Raw genomic sequence first — 24,008 nt, forward strand, 5'->3', positions numbered from 1 at the left:
AAAAAGCTGATACTATATCAAACGTAATAGTATCAGCTTTTTCTCTTATTCAATTTAAGATATCAAAACGATAATTCATCGTTTTTAATATTTTGTATCTGGATTAAAGTTTACTTTGAAAGATGTAAATGGCCAATAACGTAAGCTTACTTTTCCGACAACTTGATCTTCATCAATCAAACCGAATGAGCGACTATCTTTACTTACTTCACGATTATCTCCTAATACTAGTAATTTATCTTTAGGGATTTTATTTGAACCATCTGCATTAGGTAAGTTTTTCACTTTAAAGCTACCTGTGATTTCATCATAACTTTTATGTTTCTCATTATAATCTAAGTAAGGTTCTTTCACCTTTTTACCATTAACATATAATTGGTCATGTTTATACTCAACACTATCACCAGGCATACCGATGACACGTTTAACATAATCACTGTTTTTATTAGCGTGGAATACAATTACATTACCCTTTTCTAAACCGCCAGTTTTAAACCCGATCATATTGACGATAACTTTTTCTCCGTCTTTTAACGTTGGATACATTGAATCACCACGAACTGTGTATGATTTCGCAATGAAAGTTGTTATAACAATAACTAATACCAAAGCAATAGCTATGGCTATTATCCACTCTTTAATTTCTTTCTTCACTTTTTAGACACCTCAATTATTCGTTGAATGAAATTCCAAATTTACTCCAAGGATAATATCGTAATACAACATTACCTATAATATCTTTTTGATGAATCGTGCCGAACGTTCGAGAATCTGAGTTATTCGCACGATTATCATTTAAAATCATATATTGTTTAGGTGCAACAATATCTCCTTCAGAATGTTTGATATTCCGCAATGCTAAGTTTTTTATTTGTGCTTTCACAGGATAATCTTCATTAACTACGCGATCATCTCGATAAAGCTGACCTTTCTTAAATTCAACAGATTGTCCAGGCAATCCAATAACTCTTCCAAAATAAGTCTTTCCTTTATGTTTATACATGATGACATCGCCATTATGTACACTGTTGAAGGTGTTTTGTATTTTACTTACTAAAATACGATCACCTTGCTTTAGCGTTGGTGACATTTCATTATTTGGGACAACTGCCCCTATAATAAGAAAAGCTTGAATCAACATTACAATGATAATCGCAATTACCAAGGAAAGCAAATAATTTATAATTTTTCGCACATTATACTCCTTTTATTTCATAAAGCGTTTTTCTAAACGGCTACTTAAATACCATAATCCAGCTAGAATAAGTGCCATGATAATCACTCGGATCGGACTTGATAAAATACTGTGCATATCTCTGCCCAATACACCAGTCAATGCCATAGCAATTAAGTTTGAAACAGCAAGTACTAAAAAGAAGGTACGTACTTTCATTTTAGATAAACCTGCTACTACATTCATTAAAGCACTCGGAGTAAATGGAAAACAAAGCATTATAAAGATAGGCGTAACGCCTTGCTTATTTACAAAGTTTAAAAATTTACGCACGTCTTTTCTATTTTTAACTTTGTCCATGACAGTTGTATTGGCAAACGCCCGCACAATTAAAAATACGACAAAGCTACCTAAAAATGTTCCTAACCAAGAAACAATAATCCCCAAAAACAAACCAAATGTATCAACATTTACAAATACGAATACAAATAATGGAAGTACTGGTATAAATGATTCGATAAATGGAAGCAAGAAACCTAATATATATCCGAAATCTCCCATTGAATGCATCCAGCCTTCTACTTGATGTGCTGACATATATCCACCCATCTCTCTATGTAATGCGATTACTACTATTATAGATGGAAACAGTGTATTTTGAAACTGAAATAGGATATAATGTTGCCCATTTAATTTTAAATCAACTCCCAATTAAACGAACTGCACTTCTATAAGTATAAAAAAATCCCTTACAACTGAAATCAGTCTCCAGTTGTAAGGGATCATATTATTCTTTAAAAATTATAAACGTTCTTCTAATTCTTGTTTTTTATCTTCATAACCAGGTTTGCCTAGTAATGCGAACATATTTTGTTTATATGCTTCTACACCTGGTTGATTGAATGGGTTTACGCCTAATTGATAACCACTCATCGCACAAGCTAATTCGAAGAAGTAAACCAAGTATCCGAATGTTTCAGGATCGATACGTGGAATTTTAACAACCAAATTTGGTACTTCACCATCAGTGTGTGCTAATAAAGTACCTTGGAATGCTTTAGTGTTTACTTCATCAATTGTTTTACCAGCAAGATAGTTCAAACCATCTAAATCGTCAGCATCTTTTTCAATTGTAATGTCGTATTTAGGTTCTTCTACTTTCACTACAGTTTCAAATAAGAAACGACGACCTTCTTGAACGTATTGACCTAGTGAGTGCAAGTCTGTTGTATAGTTTGCACTTGAAGGATAGATACCTTTGAAATCTTTACCTTCTGATTCACCATATAATTGTTTCCACCATTCATTGAAATATTGCAATGATGGTTCATAGTTGATTAACATTTCAGTTGTATAACCTTTTGCATATAAAATATTGCGCAATGTTGCATATTGGTATGCAATGTTATCTGAAAGATTGTCAGAAGAAAGTTCTTCACGTGCTTTAGCTGCACCATTCATCATTGCTTGAATGTCGATGCCAGCTGCAGCAATTGGTAACAAACCTACTGCTGTCAAAACAGAATAACGTCCACCTACATCGTCAGGAACAACAAATGTTTCATAACCTTCATTTGTAGCGAGTTGTTTTAAAGCACCTTTTTCTTTATCTGTTGTCGCAAAGATGCGTTGTTTTGCTTCTTCTTTGCCATATTTATCTTCTAATAACTGTTTAAAGAGTCTAAATGCAACTGCTGGTTCTGTAGTTGTACCTGATTTAGAAATAACATTGACTGAGTAGTCTTTACCATCTAAATATTGAATTAAGTCATGTAAATAAGTAGATGATAAATGATTACCAGCAAAGACGATTTCAGGATATTCATCACTTGTTCTGAATGCAGAACTTAACATTTCAATTGCAGCACGTGCACCTAAGTAAGAACCGCCGATACCAACTACTACTAATACGTCAGAATGTTCTTTGATACGTTTTGCCGCTTCTAAAATACGAGCAAATTCTTCTTTGTCATAATCAACAGGTAAATCTAACCAACCTAAGAAGTCACTGCCTGCACCAGTGCCATCATGAATAATACGGTGAATTGTTTTAACGATTTCTTGTTGTTGCGTTAATTCGTGTTCGCCAACAAATTTTAAAGCTTTACTATAGTCTAGCTCAATATGTGTCATATGAACTGCCTCCTGCTCTTATATTTCAACCATATTTTACTAAATTTCTGACAAAAGTTTCAATAAACTTGTTTCTATATTTCAGATTACCAGTTTCAATTGTTGCTAAATTGCCATGTTTCTTACTCTTTCTATTAAAAAAGACAACTTCACAATAAAAACAAATCATTTATTTTTTTATGTAAAATGCATAAAGAAGCCTATAACCGCCTTACCTCCGTCCTATTATAGAGTTAATTTTCATTATTTTGTATATTTATGTAAAATATCGGTTTATTTCTCATTATGAATCTGCTATGATGTATACATGTTAAAAAATTCTAACTATTCTAACGAGGTGTAAAATTATGAAAGAAAAAATCGTGTTAGCCTATTCAGGCGGATTAGATACAAGTGTTGCAGTACAATGGCTGATCGATAAAGGTTATGACGTTGTAGCCTGCTGTTTAGATGTCGGCGAAGGAAAAGATTTAGACGAAGTTTACCAAAAAGCATTGGATATGGGAGCTATTGAGTGCTATATCATTGATGCTACAGCAGAATTCAGCGATGAATATGTAAGCTATGCCATTAAAGGGAATCTAATGTATGAAAATACTTATCCTGTTGTATCTGCATTATCAAGACCTTTAATCTCAAAAAAATTAGTAGAAATTGCTGAAGAAACAGATGCAGTCGGCATTGCACATGGCTGTACTGGTAAAGGGAATGACCAAGTCCGTTTTGAAGTTGCAATTAAAGCTTTAAATCCTGCACTTAAAGTATTCGCACCTGTACGTGCTTGGGGCTGGAGCCGTGAAGAAGAAATCGACTATGCTATTCAGCATAATATTCCAGTACCTATCAATCATGATTCTCCATACTCAATCGACCAAAACTTATGGGGTCGTGCAAACGAATGCGGAATTTTAGAAGACCCTTATGCAGCACCGCCTGCTGATGCCTTTGATTTAACACGAGAAATTGAAGACACACCTGATACACCAGATGAAATTGTCATTCATTTTGAAAAAGGTTTGCCAGTTTCGATAGATGACAAAGCCTTCCCGCTAGATGAATTAATCCTGTATTTAAATGAATTAGCGGGCAAACATGGCATCGGCCGTATTGATCACGTTGAGAATAGATTAGTCGGTATTAAATCTCGTGAAATTTATGAAACACCAGGTGCTGAAGTTATTCTAAAATCACATAAAGCTTTAGAAACGATTACGTTAACTAAAGACGTAGCACACTTCAAACCTGTGATTGAAAAACAATTTGCTGAACAAACTTATAATGGTTTATGGTTCTCACCATTAACAGACTCATTAAAATTGTTTATCGATTCTACACAAGATCATGTCACTGGGGATGTACGTGTTAAATTATTTAAAGGAAATGCGACAGTGAACGGCAGACGTTCTCCTTATTCTTTATATAATGAAAAATTAGCAACTTATACAAAAGAAGATGCATTCAATCAAGAGGCTGCAGTAGGATTTATTGAAATTTACGGCTTGCCTACTGAAGTAAATTCTATGTTGCATGGAGGTTATTCTAATGAGCAATAAAGCCTGGGGCGGAAGATTCCAATCTGAACCCGAAGCTTGGGTTGATGCTTTTAATGCTTCTATTAATTTTGACCACCTTCTGATTGATGAAGATATCCAAGGCAGTATCGCACATGCAACGATGTTAGCACAACAAGGTATTCTTACTGAAGAAGAAAGCGATACAATTATCAAAGGTCTTCAAGAAATTCAGCATGACTACCATGAAGGCAATATTGAATTCACAGAAGCATTAGAAGATATTCATTTAAATATTGAACATGAATTAATAGAAAGAATCGGTGCTGTCGGAGGTAAGTTGCATACTGGACGCAGCCGTAACGACCAAGTCGCAACAGATTTACACCTTTATACTAAAAAAGCGGTCAAAGAAATTATTCACTTAATCCATAATTTACAAGAAACAATTGTAAAATTAGCAGATGATCATGTGGATACAATTATGCCTGGGTATACGCATTTGCAACGTGCGCAACCTATCTCATTTGCTCACCATGTGATGACTTATTTTTGGATGCTGGAGCGCGATAAAAACCGTTTCGAAGATGCGTTAAAGCGTATTGATATCAATCCATTAGGTGCTGCTGCTTTAAGTGGAACAACACATCCTATCGATCGTGCTAAAACACAAGAATTGTTAGACTTCTCTGCTTTATACGAAAATAGTTTAGATGCAGTCAGTGATCGTGATTTCGTAGTAGAAACGCTCAATGATATCTCATTAGTAATGATTCATCTCTCACGTTTCTCTGAAGAAATTATATTCTGGTCTAGCGATGAAGCAAAATTCATCACATTATCTGATTCTTTCTCAACAGGCTCATCTATCATGCCTCAAAAGAAAAATCCAGATATGGCCGAACTGATTCGTGGTAAAACAGGTCGTACAACCGGTCATTTAATGAGTATGTTAATGACACTAAAAGGATTGCCGCTCGCATATAATAAGGATATGCAAGAAGATAAAGAAGGTTTATTCGATGCTGTGCATACAGTTACAGGTTCACTTCGAATTTTCGAAGGTATGTTAGCTTCATTAACTGTAAATACTGATCATTTAAACGAAACTGTTCATCAAGATTTCTCTAATGCGACTGAATTAGCAGATTATCTTGTAGAAAAAGATGTACCATTCAGAGAAGCACATGCTATCGTAGGACAAATTGTTTATTGGTGTATTCAACACGATTGTTATTTATTAGATGTGCCGCTTGAAAAATATCAAGAATTCTCATCTAGTATCGATGACACCATTTACAGCTATTTAAAACCTGAAAATTGCTTGAAACGCAGAAAAAGCTATGGCTCAACAGGTCAAGAATCTGTACGCCATCAAATTGAAGTTGCTAAAGATTTATTGTAAATAAATAAAAGTCGTTTTCTGATACTCATTTATCAATCAGAAAACGACTTTTCCTTTGTATGCAGATGTTATTTAAATCTCGGGAATAATTCTAATGCATTTTTACGTTCAATTGCTGCAATTTCGCTTTCACTGAATTTATGGTAATTCTCTATAATCTCAATCATTTTCGCTGCTTGAGTTTCTGGCGCATAATGTGCATCACTGCCGAATAATAAATGAGATTCATCTGTTGTTTCTTCCAGTGCTTCAAAAGTTGCAGGTTGCGTTGATAAAGCTGTTTCATAATAGAAGTCGCTGATATATTCAGCAGGTCGCTTACTTAGTTTAACAGCGTCTTCAAGATTTTCAATCATCCAACTATAAGATTGATCAATTCTCCATCTTAAATAAGGCAATGTACCCCCAGCATGTCCTAAGATGAATTTAATATTCGGATAACGATCCATTGTACCGCTCAATACTAAATTTGCCGCTGCACGCGTCGTATTAAAGGTAAACTCTAATAAGAAATCAATTTGACAATAATATGGTCGCTGCTGGTCAGCTTGTGCTGCACTTGGATGAATGAAAACAACCGCATTACGCTTATCCAGTTCTTTCATCACATCTTCAAAAATAGGATCTCCTAAGAAGTGTTCATTGTAATTTGAAAGCAAACCTACACCGTCTAGTTTTAATTCATCTAACGCATACTTCAATTCTTGTATCGAATCTTCTACTTCAGGAAGTGGCAGCGTCGCAAATCCGCCGAAGCGATTGGGGTATTCTTGAATCATATTAGCTTCAAAGTCATTAATTTCTCTCGCAGTCTGCTTTCTTGCCTCTTTATCAAGCGGATTAAGTCCAGGATCTGAAATAGAACCGATACCTACTTCAATGCCTAAACGATCCATATATGCAATACTATCTTCAGGTGTCCAATCTTTGATAGGCATTCCTCCTGCTTTATCCACCCCATTTTTCACCAATGCCGATTTATATACATCTGGAATAATATGATGATGCACATCAATAATACCTTTAGTCATAATATCGCTCCCTTTTCTAAAAACAATTAAGCATATCTTTGCTTATCTTTAAACATTGGCTCTCTACCCTTTTTTAAAAAATTTAATACTTGATTCTAGAAAACCTGAATGGAAAACGACAACTTTTATTAACTATATCATCACTAAAGCAATGTGTTTTTTATTTAAGGATTACTAATAAGCCAAGCCACTAAACAAAAAAGTATTATCTTGTTTTTCAAATAAAAAAACGACTACACCAGTATGCTCTGGTATAGCCGTTTTCCAAAAACTTTTTAAATTAAGCCCATCCGCGGTAACGTGCAGCTTCAGCTGTACGTTTAATACCTACGATATACGCAGCTAAACGCATGTCGATTTTACGGTTTTGTGCTAATTCGTAAATGTCATTAAATGCTGTAACTAATTTATCACGCATTTTTTCATTAACTTCTTCTTCTGTCCAGTAGTAACCTTGGTTATTTTGTACCCATTCGAAGTAAGATACTGTTACACCGCCGGCACTTGCTAATACGTCTGGTACTAAAAGAATTCCGCGTTCATGTAAAATACGAGTAGCTTCTAATGTAGTTGGACCATTTGCTGCTTCTACTAAGATATCTGCTTTAATATTCGGCGCATTTTCTTTAGTAATTTGGTTTTCAATAGCAGCTGGGATTAAGATGTCGCAATCTAATTCGAATAATTCTTTATTTGAAATTGTTTCTTCAAATAAGTTTGTTACTGTACCAAAGCTGTCTCTGCGATCTAATAAGTAATCGATATCTAAACCTTCTGGATCAGATAATGCACCGTATGCATCAGAGATACCCACAATTTTAGCACCTTTATCAAATAAGAATTTCGCTAAGAAACTTCCTGCATTACCGAAACCTTGAATTACGATTTTAGCACCGTTTAAGTCTAAATCACGTAATTTAGCCGCTTGTTCAATTGCAATAACCACACCAAGTGCAGTTGAACGGTCGCGTCCTTGTGAACCACCCAATACAATCGGTTTACCAGTGATAAATCCAGGTGAGTTGAATTTATCTAATGCACTGTACTCATCCATCATCCAAGCCATGATTTGTGAGTTTGTCATTACGTCTGGCGCTGGAATATCTTTAGATGGTCCAACGATTTGTGAAATTGCACGAACATATCCGCGTGATAAGCGTTCAACTTCATGAATACTCATTTGGCGAGGGTCGCAAATAATACCGCCTTTACCGCCGCCGTAAGGTAAGTCAACGATTCCGCATTTCATTGTCATCCACATTGATAATGCTTTTACTTCGTCCACGTTTACATTAGGGTGGAAACGCACGCCGCCTTTAGTAGGACCAACTGCGTCGTTATGTTGCGCACGATATCCTGTGAAAGTTTTTACAGTACCATCATCCATTCTTACAGGGATACGTACTTCTAAAAATCTCAATGGTTCTTTAACTAAATCATACATGCCGTCATCAAAGCCTAATTTATGCAAAGCTTCTTTAATAATTTGTTGTGTAGACGCCACTAAATTATTATTCTCAGTCATAATCCTTTTCGCCTCTTTTTCCTAACAATGATTTCGCTTTCATTTGTATTGTAACATAAGCGTATCCATTTTAAAGGGTTTTCATTCCTTTTGTTACAACTTTTTGAACTTAGCTGAATACTTTCTTAATACGTTCTAATGCATCGTCGATTTCTTCCTTAGTAATAATCAATGGCGGTGCAAAACGAATCACTGTATCATGCGTTTCTTTGCATAATAATCCTTCTTCTTTCAACGCTTCAGCATACGGTCTTGCATCTTCGTTTAATTCAACACCGATGAATAATCCGCGTCCGCGTACTTCTTTAATCACTGGATTATCAATTTTTTTCAATTCATCTTGGAAATATTCTCCAAGTTCACGTGAACGTTCAGCTAATTTTTCATCCTTTAATACATCTAATGCTGCAATTGAAACAGCTGCAGCTAATGGATTACCGCCGAATGTAGAACCATGAGATCCTGGTGTGAAGACATCTAAAACTTCACTATCTGCTGCTACTGCAGAAATAGGTAATACACCGCCGCCTAATGCTTTGCCTAAGATATAAACGTCTGGTTTTACACCATCCCAATCTGTCGCAAATGTTTTACCTGAACGGCCAAGTCCTGATTGGATTTCATCTGCAATAAATAACACATTGTTCTCATCAGCTAATTTGCGGATTTCTTTTAAATAGCCTTCTGGCGGTACATTAATACCTGCTTCACCCTGAATCGGCTCTACTAAAATAGCTGCCGTATTTTCATTGATTGCATCTTTTAATTGATCAACATCACCGAAGTCTACTTTAAGGAAACCTTCTAGTAATGGACCATATCCGCGTTGATATTCTGCTTCTGATGATAAAGAAACAGGGGCCATTGTACGACCATGGAAGTTGCCGTTAAAAGCAATGATTTCTGCTTTATCAGGTTCAATATTTTTGTGTTCATATGCCCAGCGGCGTGCAGCTTTTACTGCAGTTTCTACCGCTTCAGCGCCTGTATTCATTGGTAATACTTTTTCTTTTCCAGTCAATTCGCTGACTTTTTCATACCAATCCCCAAGGTTATCACTGTTAAATGCACGAGAAACTAAAGTGACTTTATCTGCTTGTTCTTTTAAAGCTTCGATGACTTTCGGATGACGGTGACCTTGGTTAACAGCTGAATATGCTGCTAACATATCCATGTATTTATTGCCTTCTGGATCGGTTACCCAAATCCCTTCAGCTTCTGAAATGACAATCGGTAGAGGTTTATAGTTCGGCGCACCATAGTGTTCTGTCTTTTTGATAATTTCTTCAGATTTTGTCATAAATTTCTCCTCCTTAGAATCCCTTTTGTTTTTTTGTTTTGTTGTATCGACGTGTTGGTCGGTTGTGCAATTTTTAATTTTATTTTCGAAAAAAATCACATTATAGCGTTCTGATCACCAGAGTAAAACTATAATGTGATTCTTTATTCATTTAATCAGTGATGACTTAACTGTCTTATAGGTGTTCTGAAACTGTACGGCCTTGCAAGTGTAATACTAGATAATCTGGGCCGCCTGCTTTTGAGTCTGTACCTGACATTTTGAAACCGCCGAATGGTTGATATCCTACTACAGCACCTGTGCAACCACGGTTGAAGTATAGGTTTCCGACCATGAAGTCGCGACGAGCTTGTTCAAGTTTGAAGCGGTTGTTAGAAATAACAGCACCTGTTAAACCATATTCAGTTGCATTCGCGTATTCGATAGCTTGATCGAAATCTTTAGCTTTAGTGATACCTACCACTGGACCAAAGATTTCTTCTTGCATAACACGGTCATCATATTTTAAGTCAGCAAAGATTGTTGGATAAACAAAGTTTCCGACTTCATCATCGACTTTGCCGCCTACAACTAAGCGTCCTTCTTTTTCTCCGACTTTCAAGTAATCTTTAATTTTATTCAATGCTTTTTCATCGATAACAGGACCCATGAAGTTGTCATATTCAGCTGAATCACCAACTGTTAATTTTTCAGTTGCTGTTTTTAATCGTTCTACTAATTCATCATAGATATCTTCAACAGCGATGACACGAGAGCATGCTGAACATTTTTGTCCAGAGAATCCAAATGCTGAGTAAACAATTGCATCAGTTGCAACATCTAAATCTGCTTCACTATCTACAACGATAGTATCTTTACCGCCCATTTCAGCGATAACACGTTTCAAGTGGTTTTGTCCTTCTTGAATTTTAGAAGCTTTTTGCATGATGCTTGTACCTACATTTTTAGAACCAGTAAATGAAATTAAGCCAACATCTTTGTTTTCAACTAAATAATCACCGATGTCGCTTGAATCACCAGGAATCCAGTTAACTACCCCTTTAGGAAGACCTGCTTCTTCTAATACTTCCATAAATTTATAAGAAATAACTGGAGTATTTGATGAAGGTTTTAATAATACAGTGTTACCAGTAACTACTGGTGCAACTGTAGTACCTGCCATGATTGCATAAGCAAAGTTCCAAGGAGAAATAACCACTGATACGCCTATTGGCAAGTAGTCGTATTGGTTGTATTCACCTGGACGTGAATTTACAGGTTTACCATCTTTTAATTTCAACATTTGGCGACCATAATATTCCATAAAGTCAATTGCTTCTGCAGTATCTGCATCCGCTTCTTTCCATGGTTTTCCGCCTTCTTTAGTTAAAAGCGCTGAAAATTCATGTTTACGACGACGTGTAATTGCAGCAGCTCTGAATAAGATATCAGCTCTTACTTCAGGTGCAACATTACGCCAAGTTTTAAATGCTTCTTTTGCTGCATCTACAGCCTTAGCAGCTAACTCTTTGTTTGCTTTAGAAACATAACCAATTGTTTCGTCTCTATTTGATGGGTTAAATGAACGAACCTTATCGTCAGTGAAAATACGTTCACCATTAATAATAAGTGGATACTCTCTGCCTAAGTCATCTTCCACCTTTTTGAGTGCTTTTTCATAAGCCTCTCTATTTTCTACTTTAGAAAAATCTGTAAATGGTTCATGTTGATATGGAATCATTTTAATCCCCCTTTGTTTAGTGTAAAAATTATTAAGAAAGCCCTTACATTCACTATAATTACATAAATTCATGTCGTTGTAAAAGGAAAATCTTCAAAATTGCGAAAATTTTTAATTCGCCATTTTCAAATTACCCGACACTATGCAAATTATAAGGATTTAGCGAAATTTTACATCAATATATTCCCGATTACAAATCATAAACCGTATTTAAAAACTGCATATTCAAATTGAATATGCAGCTTAGCAAATTATTTATCATCTTTTCTTGGTAATGGATAAAAACCTTGATCAAATTGTTTCCATAAATTAGGTGGTAATTCATGTTTATCTTCTCTGTCAGGGTCAAAGTAAGAAATAATTTCATCTGTTTTGCCCTCTTTAATTTTTTCAATAAAACGAGGATCTAACAACAACTCTCGGCCTAATGCGATAAACTCTACACCTGTTTCAAGTGCTGACAGCGCATCTTCTGGTGTAAAAATAGAGCCGATTCCAATCAATGGCATTTTTCCGCCAATCCACTCATGTAAAAGCTTAACGCGTTCTTTATCTTTATATTGACCTTCACGTGTTTTTGAATGAATGTCAAATAGAGAAGCATGCAAGTAATCTAAAGGCTGGTCTCTTAGATGTTCCAGTAATTCTTTTGTTAATTCCATTCGAATACCTGGTTCTTCTGCTTCTTCTGGTGAGAAGCGGTAACCGATAATGAAATCATTATCTGCATATTTTTTGGCAGTATCTACAACTGATTCAACTACCGCTAATGGGAATTTAAATGGATCTTTCCATTCATCATTTCTGCGATTATAATACGGAGAAACAAATTGATGGATTAAATAATGGTTTGCTCCGTGAATTTCTACGCCATCAAAGCCAGCTTCAATTGCCCGACGTGTCGCTTCACCAAATGCTTTAATTGTTTCTTGAATTTCCTCAGGTGTTATTTCACGTGCGTGGTGTTCTTCTTTTTGACCGAAACTTTTTAAATCAATTGGGCTAGGTGCTGCTACATCGCCGCCTGGTGTAAGGTTGGGTAATGATTGTGCACCGCCATGGTGAATCTGCACTAATGCTTTCGCTCCGTTTTTCTTCATCACGCCAGCTAATTTTTTTAACCCTGGGATATCAGAATCGTGTGCAACAGAAGGCTGTCCAGGAAATGCTTTGCCTAAATCCGTCACATTACTTGCTGCTGTAATGCTGATTCCGACATCTTTAGAACGTTTTTCCATATAAGGCAGCTCAACATCTGCAATTGTACCGTCATCGTTTGAAGAAACGTGTGTTAATGGTGCAAGCACAAATCTATTGCGAATTGCTATGCCATTCGGCAATGTATATTCTGTAAATAATGGCTCATATTTTTTCTCCATATCAATAAAGTCCTCCTCGTTATTTCTTTGTAATCGTATATTTTACATCAATTAACGGCTCTCTGTCAAATAGGACTGGTGGCTCAAATTATAGAGGTTAAGCAGCTTTTAGCTGCTTAATCTCTTTTTTAGGATTCGAGGAAAAAAGTCTCGTACATAAAATAATACGATTGCGCAAATTAGTGAAGTTTCTATAACCGAAAGAAACCCTTTTTATCAGTTTGATCTTATTATTAATACCTTCGAGCGGACCGTTGGTCAGATTCGAATATTCCAAAGTATTCAGTACCATGTCATGATAATTTTTAAGTGTTCTGATGGAAATTTGAAGTTTGGGGGCAATGTTTCCCATGGTTATTGCCTGTATGGTTGATGTATATAACTGTTCATCATTTTCTTTTAAAGCGTAACGCAGCTGATGGACATAGTGATGCGTGTTTAACAATTTATCATCAAAATCCAATAAGAAATCTACAATTCCTTTGGTGGTTTTCCATTGTTTGAACAGAGGAACTTTATTATATTCGAACATCTCCAATTGTTCATAAGGTTTCAAAAGCAGTTTCCAGTAACGCTTATATTTATTGTAAAGCGGTCTGTCGTTATTTCGGAAAGTATTCATAACACTGACACGAGTCATATTCAAAGCACGATTCAATGATTGTACAATATGGAATCGGTCTATAATAATTTTGGCATTAGGGAATACTTCGTTGATCAAAGACATATAAGGTTCGTACATATCGATAGATACCGTCTTCACACGTTGTCTTTCAGCTAGTGAATAACGATAAAAGTGCGTTTTCAGAGCTGCCAATCTGCGATCGGGAACAATATCTACGATACGATGGGACACAGCATCAGCATAAATAAAACTCATATTATGGCTGACATGTTTGACACTTTTGAATTCATCCATCATTAAATGTTCAGGCAAAGCGCTGAACGGCTTTTGAGCAATCTGAGAAGCAGCTTTATCTATCATCCGAGCAACTGTAGAAGCCCCGACAGCACACGATTCAGCAATTGATTTTTGAGAACGGATTTCGGTAGCTTTCTGCAAAACAGCTAAACGGGTATTATCCGAAATATGGCAATGTCTCTCAACTATTTTTGTTTCAGCAGTGAAGTGCGTACAGCAGTGCTTACAGTAAAAACGCTGCTTCTTCAGGTTCAAATAGGCTTGTCTTTCAGATACCTTAGGTATCGTAATACGGGAATTCTTCATTCCATTTTTTATAATGGAGTACTCGGTATTTTTAAAGCCGCAGTTTTCACAGTGCTCAGGAACGTACGTCAATTTTCCAAAGTAGAATAGACACGTTTTTCCTTTATACTCTTTTTCTTCAACCTTAGTATCGAATTCTATATTTTTATCTTTAATTCCCAGTGTAGTTGATATAAAATGATTCATAGGCGCAACTTATCTCCTTTAATTTGGGTTTGGTCACTTTAAATTATAGAGATAATTGCGCTATTTTTATATCAAAAAATCGGACGAGTGATTTTCTCACCAGTCCGATTTAGTATAGAACCCAATTAACACTCAATCCGAAAAATACTGCTTATGAAGAATTTCACGGTATAAAAGCAAGATGTTTTTTCACTTGTTGTGCTTTAGTATTAGCTTTTCTATTTTTATTCAAAATGAAAGGGGCTGGGACATTAATGTTCTAGAATCCCGAAAAAAGGACGATTTTCACAATTGAAAATGAAATCGTCCTTTTTTTATATAATTTAAAGAAAAAATCAGCTCGTAGAGCTGTTAATTTCTTTAAGTTTGTTGCCATACAAGCAATACTAACTTCGGTTTCAACTTTTTCAATGCCCCTTACAGACATTCGAGTGAAACCCAAATTAGCCTTCAAATTACCGAAAAATGTTTCAACATCAATTTTTCTTTTGCTGTAAATTGATGATGTTTTCGGATCTGAAAGCTTTTCTCTAGTGAACTGCTTATAAAATTCCCAAACCATATTTCGACGAATTGTTTTTAATGTATCCGGTTTGGCTTTTGGATTCATACATTCTTGTCTAAGCGGACAATCTATGCAGTCATAACATTTATATTCTTTGAATTGTCTCTGATATCCATATTTATCAGTACTGTATCTGTATCCAGAGAAGAATAGAATTTTATTGTTCGGGCATATATACTTGTCATCTTTTTCGTCGTAATTCCAATTTAATGAATTGAATGGGTTATTTTTATATTTTCTTTTTTGTTCTTTTAAAAACATGCCGTACGGCATTACAGGAGTTCTGTTAAATATATCTATAACTATTCCATAATTGCTTTCGCTGCCATACCCTGCATCACATACTATATACTCAGGAATGTCACTATTAACTTCTTGAATCCTGTTTAAAAAATTTTCTAAAGTTCTTGTATCCGTCGGATTTTGATATACACCTACTGCCAAAGCAAATTGATTATTTGTGCCTACTTGAATATTGTATGCCGGTTTTAATTGACCGTTTCTCATATGATCATCTTTCATTCGCATAAAGGTGGCATCATTATCAGTTTTGGAATAACTATTTCTTGTACCTAAAATCTTCTTTTGTTCCTCGTACTTTTCTTTTTTCTCTTTACATTCTGTAATTACTTTCTTATGCTTTTTTAATTCAGTGCGTTCTGATCTCAATATTTTTCTTTGTTCAGTATCATTGCTGGATTCAATATCATCAGTCAGTTCTTCAACCTTCTTATTCAAACAATCTTCGATTGCTTCTAATTCATGAGATTGTATTTCCTTTGAAGACTCTTCTTTTATATTCGGTATGATTTCCTTTTGTAATAATTCTTCATACGCAGCTTCCGACTTTTCCAAGTTGGCATTGCTATAGCGTTCAGTATTCGCTCTCCAAACAAACGTATACTTATTGGCATCAGCTTCGATTTTAGTACCATCTATATAAATAGCTTCTTCATCAATATATTGATTTTCGACTAAAAAAGTTCTGAAAACTACAAAACAATCTTTTATTAACTTATTTGTTCTGGAGTCAGAACGAAAACGGTTGATTGTTCGATAAGAAGGTTGCTGTTCTTGTGCCAACCACATAAACCTAATACTGTCTTTTAATGCAAATTCTATTTTCCGTCCGGAAAATATCGAATTACTATAAGCATACAATATTATTTTAAGCATCATGCGTGGATTGTGAGAAGGGGCGCCTCTGTGATTTTTATAGCTGTCGAAAGCTGTTTCAGGGATTTTTTCGACAATTTCATTAACTATGCTGGCAGTATCACTTTCGGAAAACGTAAATTCTGTTGTCAGTGGCAGAGAGATTTGAGACATGTTATAATTTTTATACATAAAGGTCCTCCTATGATTTGGGTTTGTGGTTATTCTCTAATTATAAGCGAGGCCTTTATTTTTTTGAAATAATATGTATATTTTATATAAAAAAGCCGGTGAAAACTTTTAAAGTTTTCACCGGCTTTTATTTGAGACTGGAATTATGTCCCAGCCCCTTCTAATAGATTAATATATTGCAGCACTCTATCTTTATCCGCTACAATTTATTTTCTTTAATCATTTTCTTAGACTGCGCAATCCAAACCGGTAAACGTTCTTCTAATGTTTGAAACCCGTATTTTTCAGTTTCTTTGATCTCATCCAATACAGATTTTTTCTCCTTTTTACGCTCATAATTCTTAAAATAATCATTGTCTTTTAGAGACAAATTAAGTTTGCCTTCCTCATCAATTGAGAGTATTTTAGCACGGACGATTTGTCCTTCAGATAAGAAGCGACTTAAATTATGTACGTAATCATTCATAATTTCTGAAATGTGAATGAGTCCTTCCGTGTTGTCAGGGGTTTCTACAAATGCGCCATAAGGTTGAATACCAGTCACTTTAACTTTCACGTGCTGACCTATTTGATAGTGATTATTCAACTTAATAACCCCTTAATTCGTATTATTTCTAACATAATTATCATAGCATAAATAAAAACCAGTCACTAACATAAACAACAATTTAAAAGGTTATTTTCTGAAAAAAATAAGTAAATCACGCAAAATCAGTCACGCTTATTAAGATAATTTTTTATTGATACATCCCGTCATTACCGCTTTCAACGAAATCGAATATCAATTCAATCAAACCTGGTTTATAATTAATAAATTTTTCATTTTCAATTAATGATAAAATCTCTTCTCTTCCTGCGAATCGAATATCTTCAACTTCACCTTTCTCTATGTGAATATCATTTAATTGAACTTCTGCTTGAATTAAATACACATCATCAAAGCCGAATGGGAAAGTCATTGAAAGTTGCGGACGCATCTTAGTCAAATCAAAATCTAAATCGAGTTCTTCTTTGATTTCTCTTTGGGCTGCAATATTACTAGTCTCGCCTTTCATCACTGCACCTGCTGCACTAAAATCCCATAAACCAGGCCATAATTTTTTATTAAATTTACGTTGTTGTATCAGCATCTCGCCTTTTTGATTAAAAATACAAACATGTGCTACTAAGTGAAAAGTACCTTCATCAAGTTTATTACCGCGTTCTATCGTTTTTCCTTTGAGATGCTGACGATATTGATTATACAAATCCAACCTTTCAGCCATTCCAAATCCTCCCATATGATTCGAATCTTACAAACCGCAAGTACCTTCTAATGATAAAGCTTCATTAGCTTTTTTCTGACAATCTTCTATTGGTAATTTTTCTTCAAATGAATATTGAAAAATAGCTTGAAACTTTTGTGCCAATTCGTTGACGTCATCAATTTGATGTACTGCATCCATCATTTCATACACCTCTGCATCACCCATTGTTTCATCTTCAAAGTGCATGGGATTCCAATCTGCAAGTAGTTGATATAATGCAATATTCACTTCATTTTTTTCCATCTCTGCCATGGATAATCCTCCGTTATTTCTTTTTCTGCAAATAGAAAGTAGAAATGCGCACGTGACACATTTCTACTTTTTACAATCATTATTTTAACTTTACGGTTGTTTAACCTTCAATATCAATTGATTCAATGACAACGTCATGTAAAGGTTTGTCTTGTGGGCCTACTTTAGTATTCGCGATATCTTCTAAAGTATCTTCACCTGCGATAATTTGACCAAATACTGTATGTTTTTGATCTAACCATGGTGTTCCGCCTTTTTCACCGTATGCTTCAACGATTTGTTCTGGCCAACCACCATCAGCTAATTGGTTCAACATGTTTTCTGGTACTTCTTTCATTTGAACAATAAAGAATTGAGAACCATTTGTGTTTGGTCCAGCATTAGCCATAGATAATGCGCCGTATAAGTTGAAAGCTTCCATTGAAAATTCATCTTCAAATGGACCGCCGTAGATGCTTTCTCCGCCCATACCTGTTGCTGTAGGGTCTCCGCCTTGTACCATAAAGTCATTAATAACACGGTGGAAAGTAATACCATTATAGTATCCATCCTTCGCATGTTTCACAAAGTTTTCAACTGTTTTCGGTGCTAAATCAGGTAGTAATTTAAAAGTCATGTCACCTTTATTTGTGTGCATTACTGCTTTGATTTCATTATCTTGTACTTCTTTATTTAATTGAGGATAGTTTACCATTTTAAATCTCCATTCATGTTAAGATTGATATAAGCTTATAGTAACATATACCACAGAAAGGAAGTATTAAAATGTTATATCGATTTTCACATAAGACAGGTAGTTATGGAGTTTCCATTGTAGAAGAAAATGAAAATGGAGAGGTTTTAGTCAAAGTTGAACAAGTCATCAAACACCCTAAGCAAGGAGATTTGCATGATCCTAATGCTGTTGAGGGTGTATTTTTCCATGAACGTCGTGCGTTGAGTCATTATGAAAAACGCTTTACGCCTAAATCAAAGCTTCGCGAGTTTAATGTAGAAGAAATGCCTTATGAAGCTTCGCTGCAAAAAGCAATCACTGATTTAGAAGAAAAATTAAAAGAAGCGGATACACCTCATGCAAAACGATCATTAGAAAATTTAGATGAACTGAAAAAGGATTACAGTATTCAATACAAGCAAAATTTCAAATAATTTTATCTTTAAAATGTGCATTTCTTCCTATTTAAAAGTTCCGGTAAATGTAAGCGTGTTACTGTAAAACAAGGTTTTTAGACCCCTCACAATGATGTATAATGAAAATATCTTATATTCAAAGGAGGACGAATAATGAGTTGGTTACATACAGCAGTATTGTTGCCTTTCATCTTTGCACTCATTATCCCTATTGTTTATCGTTTTATTAAACGCATACATATAGGTTGGTTTGTATTGCCTGTCCCCGTCGTCTTATTTATTTATTTTCTAAGTTATATTTCGACAACTATGTCAGGTGAACACCGATTTGCAGAATTAAAATGGATGCCGCAAATCGGTATGAATTTTAATTTGTATGTTGATGGACTCAGTTTACTCTTCAGTTTATTGATTACAGGTATTGGGGCACTCGTTACCTTTTATTCAATTAGCTATTTGAGCAAAAATGAACAGTTGGGGAATTTTTATTGTTATTTATTACTCTTTATGGGTGCAATGCTAGGGGTCGTTTTATCAGATAACGTCTTTATGCTGTATCTATTCTGGGAAATGACTTCATTTTCTAGTTTTTTACTAATTTCTTTTTGGCGCACACGACAAGCTTCATTGTACGGCGCTCAAAAGTCACTATTGATTACAGTATTCGGTGGTTTATCTTTACTTGGCGGCCTTATCTTAATGACACTATCAGGACATTCAACAAGCATACGCCATCTCATTGCACATGCCTCTGAGATTCAATCTAGTCCAGCGTTTATATTGGCTATGATTTTGATACTCTTTGGTGCAATGACAAAATCTGCACAGTTTCCATTTTACATCTGGTTGCCAGATGCAATGGAAGCACCAACACCAGTCAGCGCATATCTGCATTCAGCTACGATGGTAAAAGCAGGTATATACTTAGTTGCGCGTCTGACACCGATTTTTGCATTATCAGAAGGCTGGATTTGGACAGTCACAGCAATAGGTCTCATCACTTTATTCTGGGGCTCTCTAAATGCTACAAAACAACTTGATTTAAAAGGAATCTTAGCCTTCTCTACAGTTTCACAATTGGGGATGGTAATGGCGATGTTAGGTATTGGCGCAGTGAGCTACCATTATCAAGGTGCTCAAAGTCAATTCTATGCAGCAGCCTTTATTGCAGCTGTATTCCATTTAATCAACCATGCAACATTTAAATGTGCACTCTTCATGGTAGCCGGTATCATTGATCATGAAACTGGTACAAGAGATGTACGCAAACTTGGTGGTTTAATGACAGTCATGCCGATTTCTTTCACAATCACAGTCATTACTGCATTAAGTATGGCAGGTGTACCGCCATTCAACGGTTTCTTATCAAAAGAAAGTTTCATAGAAGCCATGATCAATGTGACACATTCACATTTATTCAGCTTAAACACATTAGGTGTACTCATTCCTATTGTGGCAATTGTCGGCAGTATCTTTACATTTGTATACTCTGTCCGTTTTATCGGTCAAATTTTCTGGGGTTCATATAAACCAGAAAAATTACCGCATAAACCACATGAACCATCATTTATGATGTGGATTGCACCAGCATTCCTTGCAGTACTCGTTATTATATTTGGTTTGTTCCCAGCAATTTTAACAAAACCGATTATCGATCCTGCTAGCCGAGCAATCAGCAATGCGCATATTCCGCATGCAGAGTTCCATTTATTCCATGGATTCACTCCAGCATTCTTTGCGACATTATTTATTTATGCAGCTGGTGTTGCATTAATCTTTGCTTATCATAAATGGGTTAAAGTGATTGAAGCTATTCCAGAACGTTTAGAATTAAATTATTTATACGATCGTTCTGGTCGCTACATGCCTTTTTATTCTAAGAAGGTTACCCGCACATATATGAGTGGTTTTATTCGCAATAAATTAATAGTCATCCTCAGCAGCTTAATTGCATTAACTTTAATTACGTTGCTTTGTATGCCATTTAGTTTGAACTTTGATCATGTAAGTCGACTACGTACAACAGAAATTATTATCGTCATCATGATTTTAGCTTCAGCCTTTATGATTGTCTTTGCGCGTTCAAGATTATTCAGTATCATTATGTTAAGTGCTGTTGGTTACTCAATGGCAATATTCTTTATATTCTTTAATGCGCCAGACTTAGCTTTAACGCAATTTGTAGTAGAGACAATTTCAACAGCATTATTCTTATTATGTTTCTATCATTTACCAAATTTAAATCGTTACAACGAGTCAACGTCCTTTAAAGTCGGCAATGCTTTAATTGCTGCAGGTTCAGGGATTGTGGTCACAGTACTTGGTTTAATTGCATATGGTAATAAACACTTTGAGTCTATCGCAGCTTACTACAAAGAAAATGTACACAGTTTAGCGCATGGAAACAATATGGTAAACGTCATTTTAGTAGATTTCCGTGGTACCGATACTTTATTCGAATCATCTGTATTAGGTATTGCCGGTTTAGGTGTATATACATTAATTAAATTGCGTTCTAAGCACAAAAACGGTTATGAAAGGGTGGAAGAAAATGAACAGACAGAAAAATAACATCATCTTTCAATATTCAACCATTGTCATTTTCTTCTTGATTATGATTTTCGCCTTTTCTCTATTTTTAAATGGGCATTATCAGCCTGGAGGCGGTTTTATTGGAGGCTTGCTTGTTTCAAGTTCACTCGTTCTTGTTTCAGTAGCCTTTGATGTTAAAACAATGCGTAAAATTTTTCCGTGGGACTTTAAAATATTAATTGCCATCGGTTTATCATTTTGTGCATTAACACCTTGTGCAAGTTGGTTATATGGCAAGAACTTCTTTACGCATCGCGTATTTGAAATTCCGCTTCCTTTGCTTAAACCGATGCAGATTCATACCGCCCTATTCTTTGATTTGGGTGTATTGCTTGCAGTTGTCGGCACGGTAATGACTATAATCTTAGCGATTGGAGAGAATGAGTAATGGAAATAATTATGATTATCGTTTGCGGTATCTTAACATCAATCAGCGTTTATCTCATTTTATCTAAAAGCTTGATTCGTATCATTATCGGTACCGCAGTACAAACACATGCAGCCAATCTATTCTTAATCACAATGGGTGGTTTAAATGATGGCGCAGTACCAATTTTTCAACCTGGAACAAAAAGCTATGTGGATCCCATTCCGCAAGCATTGATTTTAACAGCTATCGTAATATCATTTGCTGTAACAGCATTCTTCCTTGTACTTGCTTTCAGAAGTTATAAAGAACTGGGAACAGACAACGTAGAACGTATGAAGGGAGTGCCTGAAGATGATGATTGAGAATAACTTAATAGCAGCGATGCTTCTCGCACCAATGTTTACAGCAATTATTCTTATTTTTATCGGTAAACGTCCGTTTATCAAACGTTATGTAGCCCTTGGCGGCTCACTCGTAGCGTTAGGTTTAGCCATTGTTAACTTTATTAATGTCTGGCATCATGGTCCTTTAAAGTTAGAATTAGGTTCATGGAAAGCACCTTACAGTATCGTGTTCGTACTTGATTTATTCAGTGCAACACTTGTAATCACAAGTATTATTGTAACGATACTAATTATTTTGTTTTCATATCAATCTATCGGATTACATCGCGAAACATATTATTACTACTTCGCAGTCATGTTTATGGAAACAGGAATTATAGGAGCATTTATAACAGGCGACATTTTCAACTTGTTTGTATTCTTTGAAGTCTTCTTGATTTCATCTTATGCACTATTAGTGATAGGTGGCACAAAGATACAATTACAAGAAAGTATCAAATATGTATTAGTTAACGTTGCATCCTCTGCATTTTTCGTAATGGCAGTCGGTATTTTATATTCTGTAGTCGGTACACTGAACATGGCAGATATCAGTCGTAAATTAGGACACTTGTCTGACAAAGATAGTGGCCTTGTGAGCATTGTATTTATACTTTTCTTATTTGTATTTGCGACAAAAGCTGGTGCATTTCCAATGTATGTATGGTTGCCTGGCGCATACTATGCCCCTCCGTTTGCAATCATCGCATTCTTCGGAGCGTTACTTACAAAAGTGGGCGTCTATGCAATTGCCAGAACATTAAGTTTATTCTTTGTCGACACACTTTCGTTCTCACATTATACAGTTTTATTCCTTGCATTATTAACCATTATTTTCGGTTCCATCGGGGCAATCAGTTATAATGATACGAAAAAAATTATTATCTATAACATCATGATAGCAGTCGGCATCATATTAGTCGGCGTTGCGATGATGAATGAAGATGGTATCATCGGCGCATTATACTATACAGTCAATGATATGTTGATTAAAGCAGCCTTATTCTTCTTAATCGGCGTTATGTTAAAAATTACCAAGACTACCGACCTCAGAGAATTCAGCGGTTTAATTAAAGAATACCCGGTCTTAGGCTGGACTTTCTTTATCGCATGTTTAAATTTAGCAGGTATCCCGCCATTCAGTGGTTTTTACGGAAAAATGTTTATTGTTCGTGCCACTTTTGAAAAAGGCTTTTATATCAGCGGTATCATCGTATTACTTTCGAGCTTATTGATTTTATATTCAGTCATGCGTATCTTCATCAAAGGTTTCTTCGGTGAAGCTAGAGGCTATAAATTAAATCATAAATTGCATTATCGCGGATTATTAAGTGTCGCAATTCTCGCTGTTGTGCTTTGTGTCGTATTTAGTTTCACAGCAGATTGGTTATACCCATTCTTTAAACAAGCTGCTGTCACATTCTATGATCCTAAAGCTTATATCGACAGCGTACTGGGGGTGAAATAAT

At 35.4% G+C, this 24,008-nt stretch carries 22 protein-coding genes; 7 read left to right on the plus strand and 15 right to left on the minus strand.

Annotated elements, in window-relative coordinates; translation table 11 throughout:
• Nucleotides 1–84: 84 nt before the first annotated feature.
• From lepB (A4G25_RS05055) to A4G25_RS05070, 4 genes are all read right to left on the minus strand, one after another.
• Nucleotides 85–654, minus strand: a complete 570-nt coding sequence (lepB, locus tag A4G25_RS05055) for a signal peptidase I (RefSeq protein WP_047131658.1) — start codon at nt 652–654, stop codon at nt 85–87.
• A gap of 16 nt (nt 655–670) precedes the next feature.
• On the minus strand, nt 671–1,195 hold the full coding sequence (lepB, locus tag A4G25_RS05060) for a signal peptidase I (RefSeq protein ID WP_047131657.1): 525 nt from the start codon (nt 1,193–1,195) through the stop codon (nt 671–673).
• A gap of 12 nt (nt 1,196–1,207) precedes the next feature.
• The gene (locus A4G25_RS05065; RefSeq protein ID WP_047131656.1) at nt 1,208–1,771 is read right to left on the minus strand and encodes a TVP38/TMEM64 family protein; all 564 of its coding nucleotides are present in this window, start codon (nt 1,769–1,771) and stop codon (nt 1,208–1,210) included.
• 204 nt (nt 1,772–1,975) lie between these two features.
• Nucleotides 1,976–3,307 carry a glucose-6-phosphate isomerase gene (locus tag A4G25_RS05070; protein ID WP_047131655.1) on the minus strand — a complete coding sequence of 444 codons (1,332 nt, stop codon included), beginning with the start codon at nt 3,305–3,307 and terminating at the stop codon, nt 1,976–1,978.
• A 347-nt stretch (nt 3,308–3,654) separates the two neighbouring features.
• On the opposite strand from A4G25_RS05070, the gene A4G25_RS05075 reads away from it, so the two are divergent.
• Nucleotides 3,655–4,860 carry an argininosuccinate synthase gene (locus tag A4G25_RS05075; protein ID WP_047131654.1) on the plus strand — a complete coding sequence of 402 codons (1,206 nt, stop codon included), beginning with the start codon at nt 3,655–3,657 and terminating at the stop codon, nt 4,858–4,860.
• Nucleotides 4,850–6,223, plus strand: coding sequence for an argininosuccinate lyase (gene argH, locus A4G25_RS05080; RefSeq protein ID WP_047131653.1), 1,374 nt, complete (start codon nt 4,850–4,852; stop codon nt 6,221–6,223). Before A4G25_RS05075 ends, argH begins: the two co-directional genes overlap by 11 nt.
• A 68-nt stretch (nt 6,224–6,291) precedes the next feature.
• On the opposite strand, the gene A4G25_RS05085 is transcribed toward argH, so the two are convergent.
• The 11 genes from A4G25_RS05085 to A4G25_RS05135 all read right to left on the minus strand — a co-directional run bounded on the left by A4G25_RS05085 (nt 6,292) and on the right by A4G25_RS05135 (nt 18,757).
• Nucleotides 6,292–7,254: an amidohydrolase family protein gene (locus A4G25_RS05085; RefSeq protein ID WP_047131652.1), complete on the minus strand. Its 963-nt coding sequence runs from the start codon at nt 7,252–7,254 to the stop codon at nt 6,292–6,294.
• A 280-nt stretch (nt 7,255–7,534) separates the two neighbouring features.
• Nucleotides 7,535–8,779, minus strand: coding sequence for a Glu/Leu/Phe/Val family dehydrogenase (locus A4G25_RS05090; RefSeq protein WP_046100278.1), 1,245 nt, complete (start codon nt 8,777–8,779; stop codon nt 7,535–7,537).
• A 109-nt stretch (nt 8,780–8,888) separates the two neighbouring features.
• Nucleotides 8,889–10,079, minus strand: coding sequence for an ornithine--oxo-acid transaminase (locus A4G25_RS05095; RefSeq protein WP_047131651.1), 1,191 nt, complete (start codon nt 10,077–10,079; stop codon nt 8,889–8,891).
• 175 nt (nt 10,080–10,254) lie between these two features.
• Complete coding sequence (gene pruA / locus A4G25_RS05100) at nt 10,255–11,799, minus strand: L-glutamate gamma-semialdehyde dehydrogenase (protein WP_047131650.1); 1,545 nt, start codon at nt 11,797–11,799, stop codon at nt 10,255–10,257.
• A gap of 251 nt (nt 11,800–12,050) precedes the next feature.
• Nucleotides 12,051–13,178 carry an NADH-dependent flavin oxidoreductase gene (locus A4G25_RS05105; RefSeq protein ID WP_047131649.1) on the minus strand — a complete coding sequence of 376 codons (1,128 nt, stop codon included), beginning with the start codon at nt 13,176–13,178 and terminating at the stop codon, nt 12,051–12,053.
• 97 nt (nt 13,179–13,275) lie between these two features.
• Nucleotides 13,276–14,592 (minus strand): ISL3 family transposase, encoded by a 1,317-nt coding sequence (locus tag A4G25_RS05110; protein WP_063164607.1) that lies wholly within the window; start codon nt 14,590–14,592, stop codon nt 13,276–13,278.
• Between the two features lie 259 nt (nt 14,593–14,851).
• A complete protein-coding gene (locus A4G25_RS05115) occupies nt 14,852–16,504 on the minus strand; it encodes an IS1182 family transposase (RefSeq protein ID WP_063164623.1) in 1,653 nt (550 codons plus the stop codon).
• 199 nt (nt 16,505–16,703) lie between these two features.
• Complete coding sequence (ygs, locus tag A4G25_RS05120; RefSeq protein WP_046100275.1) at nt 16,704–17,090, minus strand: S1 domain-containing post-transcriptional regulator Ygs; 387 nt, start codon at nt 17,088–17,090, stop codon at nt 16,704–16,706.
• Nucleotides 17,091–17,241: 151 nt separating this feature from the next.
• Nucleotides 17,242–17,769 carry an NUDIX hydrolase gene (locus A4G25_RS05125; RefSeq protein ID WP_047132916.1) on the minus strand — a complete coding sequence of 176 codons (528 nt, stop codon included), beginning with the start codon at nt 17,767–17,769 and terminating at the stop codon, nt 17,242–17,244.
• A gap of 27 nt (nt 17,770–17,796) precedes the next feature.
• On the minus strand, nt 17,797–18,063 hold the full coding sequence (locus tag A4G25_RS05130; RefSeq protein WP_232011931.1) for a DUF1871 family protein: 267 nt from the start codon (nt 18,061–18,063) through the stop codon (nt 17,797–17,799).
• 100 nt (nt 18,064–18,163) lie between these two features.
• Entirely contained in the window at nt 18,164–18,757 is a 594-nt protein-coding gene (locus A4G25_RS05135) for a peptidylprolyl isomerase (RefSeq protein WP_047132915.1), read from the minus strand.
• A gap of 71 nt (nt 18,758–18,828) precedes the next feature.
• On the opposite strand from A4G25_RS05135, the gene kapB reads away from it, so the two are divergent.
• From kapB to A4G25_RS05160, 5 genes are all read left to right on the plus strand, one after another.
• Nucleotides 18,829–19,212, plus strand: coding sequence for a sporulation phosphorelay system protein KapB (kapB, locus tag A4G25_RS05140; RefSeq protein ID WP_047132914.1), 384 nt, complete (start codon nt 18,829–18,831; stop codon nt 19,210–19,212).
• Nucleotides 19,213–19,347: 135 nt separating this feature from the next.
• Entirely contained in the window at nt 19,348–21,765 is a 2,418-nt protein-coding gene (locus A4G25_RS05145) for a Na+/H+ antiporter subunit A (RefSeq protein WP_047132913.1), read from the plus strand.
• Complete coding sequence (locus A4G25_RS05150; protein ID WP_047132912.1) at nt 21,746–22,174, plus strand: Na(+)/H(+) antiporter subunit B; 429 nt, start codon at nt 21,746–21,748, stop codon at nt 22,172–22,174. Before A4G25_RS05145 ends, A4G25_RS05150 begins: the two co-directional genes overlap by 20 nt.
• Entirely contained in the window at nt 22,174–22,518 is a 345-nt protein-coding gene (gene mnhC1, locus A4G25_RS05155) for a Na+/H+ antiporter Mnh1 subunit C (protein ID WP_047132911.1), read from the plus strand. Before A4G25_RS05150 ends, mnhC1 begins: the two co-directional genes overlap by 1 nt.
• Complete coding sequence (locus A4G25_RS05160) at nt 22,511–24,007, plus strand: Na+/H+ antiporter subunit D (RefSeq protein WP_047132917.1); 1,497 nt, start codon at nt 22,511–22,513, stop codon at nt 24,005–24,007. Before mnhC1 ends, A4G25_RS05160 begins: the two co-directional genes overlap by 8 nt.
• Nucleotide 24,008: the final 1 nt, after the last annotated feature.

It is taken from the genome of Staphylococcus condimenti (genome assembly GCF_001618885.1).
Lineage (GTDB): Bacteria > Bacillota > Bacilli > Staphylococcales > Staphylococcaceae > Staphylococcus > Staphylococcus condimenti.